General features: G+C 74.2%; 2 protein-coding genes. Both read right to left on the bottom strand.

Going from position 1 to position 4,207, the window contains the following annotated elements:
* Window positions 1–326 precede the first annotated feature (326 nt).
* On the bottom strand, window positions 327–2,762 hold the full coding sequence (locus AB0G02_RS30230) for a DUF3488 and transglutaminase-like domain-containing protein (RefSeq protein ID WP_360800639.1): 2,436 nt from the start codon (window positions 2,760–2,762) through the stop codon (window positions 327–329).
* Window positions 2,763–4,028 carry a DUF58 domain-containing protein gene (locus AB0G02_RS30225; protein WP_360800636.1) on the bottom strand — a complete coding sequence of 422 codons (1,266 nt, stop codon included), beginning with the start codon at window positions 4,026–4,028 and terminating at the stop codon, window positions 2,763–2,765.
* Between the last annotated feature and the right edge of the window lie 179 nt (window positions 4,029–4,207).

Here is a 4,207-nt window from a genome sequence, read left to right as displayed (position 1 = left end):
AATAAGGTTCCCCTCCCCTTTTCGAGGACGAGTAGCCCGCGCCACCCCCCACCCCCCCCACCCCCCGACCGCCCCCCCCAACACCGCACACGCCCCGCCCCGGTATGTTCCGGGAGCGGGCCGTCTGCGTGTCACGAGTCGATGCGGCAGGAACGAGGGGGTCGATGGGAAGCCGCCAGCGGGCGGTCGTGAGCGGAAGGACCAGGCGGTAGGCAGGAGAGCCGGGTCGCGCGGTGGGGTGGTGTGCAGGGGAGGGATGGTGAAGGGCCGGGGAGCGCGGTTCGCGCCGGCCCCGGCCCTGACGTCACCGAATCACGGGAACGATGTCAGTCCGTGTCCGGTTCGGTCGGTGGCTCGGGTTGCAGCACCGACCGGGGCAGGACCTTCGCCTTCAGGGCCAGCGGCGCGTTGCGGTGCAGGCTCTGGCGCACGTCGTCCACCGCACCCGGCAGCGCCGGGTCCGTCGTGCCGTGCGCGCTGTACCAGGACCGCTCCACCGCGCCGACGACCGCGCGCAGCCCGTCCCGCCCCTGGTCGTCCAGGTTGTGCGCCCGCACCAACCGCCGCGCCGCCACCCGCACGGTCTCCGTGCGCGGCACGCGCGTACCACGGTCGACGGACTCCGCGACCAGCTCCTGCCACGCCGCGCTCGCCGCGTCCGGCCCCAACGCCGCCACGGCCCGCAGCCGCTGCTGCCGCCGCCACGTCCGCAAGGCCGCCGGGGCCGCCACGGCCAGCAACAGCAGCAGCACGATCGCCACCGGCCACGACAGCAGCGCCACCGCCAACGCCAGCACGACCGCCCACAGCACCGCCGCCGCCGACGACACCGCCGAACGAAGCCACGCGGGCCGGTTCAACCGCGACCCGCCGAACATCACCAGTCCCGCCGCCAGCAGCGCGAGCAGGAACACCACGCCGAGCGTCACCAGGTGCCACGTGGGCGTCGTGTCCTCGGTCGTGGTCGCCCCGTTGTCACCCTGCGCGTCCGGCACGGCCTCCGCGGACGACGAGGTGTCCACCGTGGTCGTCGTGGTCGCCGTAGTCGTCGGACCCGCGCTGGAGCCGTCCTCCTCGTCGTCGGCGTCCAGGCCGGAGATGTAGGGCGGCGTCACGCCGCGCCCGTCGGACAGCGGCGTCGGGTCGAAGGTCATCCAGCCGTAGCCGGGGAAGTAGATCTCGACCCACGCGTGCGCGTCCTGCGAGGTGATCGACTGGAAGTCGTCGGTGGCGTACCCGGCGGTGAAGCCGAGCGCCACCCGCGCGGCCATGCCGACCGACCGGGCCATGATCGCCATCGCCGAGGCGTACTGCTCGCAGAACCCCTTCTTGCCGTTGAACACGAAGTCTTCCAGCGCGTCCACGGACGTGGCCGAGTCCGTGGTCTGCGTCGTGTACTCGAAGCCCTGCGTGCCGTCGGTGAAGTACCGGTACAGCGCCGTCGCCCGGTCGAACTGGTTGTCGTGCTCGGAGACGATCTGCCGGGCCAGCGCGGCCACCCGGCCCTGGACGCCCGGCGCTTCGAGGTACGCGGGGTCGACGTCCATCGGGCCGGTGGCCCGCCGCAGCGTGTCCGCGGACGGCGACTCGAACACCGTCTCCAGCGTGTACTGCCCGGACTTGCGGGCCCGCACGCTGTAGATCATCCCGCGCCCCGGGTCGAACCTCCAGTTGTCGTCGACCTCCTCGACGCCGCGCGGCCGGCCGTAGACCGGCAGCCAGTTGTCCACCCAGTTGACCGGCTCGATCTGGACCTTGGTCGTCGGGCCGCCGCCGGGGTCGCCGGGCTGCTCGGGCAGCGCGCCGTTCGCGGGCACGCCCTCCGGCATGTTCCCGCCCAGCTCCCAGCCCTTGTCCGGCACGTACTGGCGCAGCGTCATCGCGCGCAGGTACGCCGAGGTGGCCGGCATGTTCCGGACCCGGAACAGCTCCCGCGGCGCACCCTGGTTCAACATGCCGCGCAGCTGGGTCATCGGGTCGATGCCCAGGCCGCCGTTGCCGCCGCCGATCTCGTCACCCGTGCCCGGCAGCCGACCGACCGTGCCGACCAGGGTCAGGCTCGCACCGGCCAGCAGCGCGACCACCACGGCCAGCCCGGCCACCGCGGTCGCCGCCGGCCCGGACCCGCTCTGCCCGCCGCTGGGCAACCTGCCGCGCCACGCCTCGTGCCGGTGCTGCCCGTCCACGGCCAGCAGCAGCGCGAACGCACCCGCGCCGAACACGAACGTCCACAGCGGCAGCATCTCGTCGGCCAGCGACGCGGGCACCGCGAACACGCACAGCAGCACCAGCCCCGACGCGGCGGGCGCGGCCAGGCCGACGGCCAGGGCGTCCACCACGATCGCGACCAGCCCGATCGCCACCATCACCAGGCACCGCATGGCCGGGCTGTCCGGCACCGGCGGCACGCCGGTCTGCACCTCGCCCATCGCGTCACCCAGGACCCGCAACAGGTCCTGCAACGACTGCGGTCCGGGCAGCACGATCAGCACACCGCTGCGGGTGAAGATCGTCACCAGCAGGCACAGCAGCGCGAGCAGCTGCCCGAGGACGACCGCCGGGGACGGCAGCCGCGTCGCCCGCAGCAGCACGCCCGTCCCGCCGACCACCGCTATCGCCACAGCCAGGTACACCAGCCACAGCACACCGTCGAGCACGCTGGACAGCGCCGTCGACGCGCACCAAGTCGCCAGACCGGCGACCGCGGGCGTCGCGCTCACCACCCAGTTCCCGTTCCCCGCCACGGCGGTCCTGCCGGTCACCTAACCCACCTCCGTGCGCACCACCGGGCCGCGGTTGCCCGCGCTGTGGCACAGCTCCTGCCAGACCTGCCCCATCGGCGTGGACGGACGCGCCACCACCACGCCCCACCCCGCGCCGCTCAACAACCGCTGGGCGTCGGCCGGGTCCGGCGCCGGGTCCTCCGACGCGGACGCCCACGCGCCCACGTCCATCACCACCGCGAGGCTGCGCATCCCGCGCGGCCGGTTGCGGACCAACGAGTCGATCACGGCGGGCGTGCTGCCGCCGAGGATCGCGATGACCTCCTGGCCGGCGCCCGGGTCCAGGCCCGCGGCCGGCTCACGGCGGTGCGACGGCGGCAGCGCGGCCAACGCGTCCAGCACCACCGAGTCGCTGTACCCGCCGTCGCCCGGTCCGCCCGCCAGCACCTTGCCGTCGTCGCCCACCAGGCGCACCCGGTGGCCGTACCGGTGCAGGTGCAGGCAGACGGACGCGGCCAGCGACACCGCCCACTCCATGCTCGCGCCGGGACCGCTGCCCCGGTGCGCCACCAGCCGGTGGTCCAGCAGCACGGTCGTGCCGCCGCGCCACGGCCGCTCCTCGACCCGCACCATCAGCTCGTCGCGCCGCGCCGTCGAGCGCCAGTGCACCTTCCGCAGGTCGTCGCCGTGCCGGTAGGGCCGCACGACCGCGTCGTCCTCGCCCTGCCCGGCGCGCAGCCGGATCGAGCCGTCGTCGCCGGAGCCCATGCCGGAACCGCTCGGCAGGCCGATCAGCTGCACCACCCGCGGCACCACGACCAGCCGGCTGCGGCCCGCCATCTCGCGGTCGTACTCGGCCAGCCCGAACGGGTCGGTGATCCGCGCCATCAGCGGGCCGACCTGCTGGATGCCGCGCATCACCGGCTTGAGCGGGTACCGCAGCACGGTCACCGTGTTGCGCGGCAGCCGCTCCACCACGAACCGCGGGCGCGCGCCCAGCGCGTACGGCACCGCGTCCTCCAGCAGCAGCCCACCGGTCGGCAACCGGCCGGCGCTGCGCAGCTCCACCCGCACGTCCGTGGCCGAACCCACCTGGACGCGGCTGGGGTGCAGGAACCGGTTCGCGTGCAGGCCGACCCTGGCCCGCTGCGCCAGCCAGGCCGCCAGCAGCGGCAGGGCCACCACGAACGCGGCCACGCGCAGCAGGTCGCGCTCGTTGAGCACGATCGCGCACAACCCGGCCGCGAAGCCGGCGGCCAGGAGGCACCGGCCCCGGGTGGTCAGCCCGGACAGGGCGCCACGCATGTCAGCGGTGGTTGTTCGGGTTGACGTGGGGCGGGAACTGGCCCGTCGGGTCCGGCCCCGCCTGCGGCACCGGCACCCGCTGGAGCAGGTTGCGCACCAGGTCGGCGTCAAGGACTTCGTCGAGTTCAGCGAGGCCGACGCCCCGAAGCTGTTCGAGCTCAACCTGCACAACTCCCCCA

It is taken from the genome of Actinosynnema sp. NPDC023658 (assembly GCF_040639995.1).
In the GTDB taxonomy this organism is placed as follows: domain Bacteria; phylum Actinomycetota; class Actinomycetes; order Mycobacteriales; family Pseudonocardiaceae; genus Actinosynnema.
This window is presented reverse-complemented; position numbering and strand designations above follow the sequence as displayed.

Bases quoted from the DNA above. Each gene is read 5' to 3' on its own strand.
- AB0G02_RS30225 (WP_360800636.1), bottom strand. From the start codon at position 4,028: ATGCGTGGCGCCCTGTCCGGGCTGACCACCCGGGGCCGGTGCCTCCTG.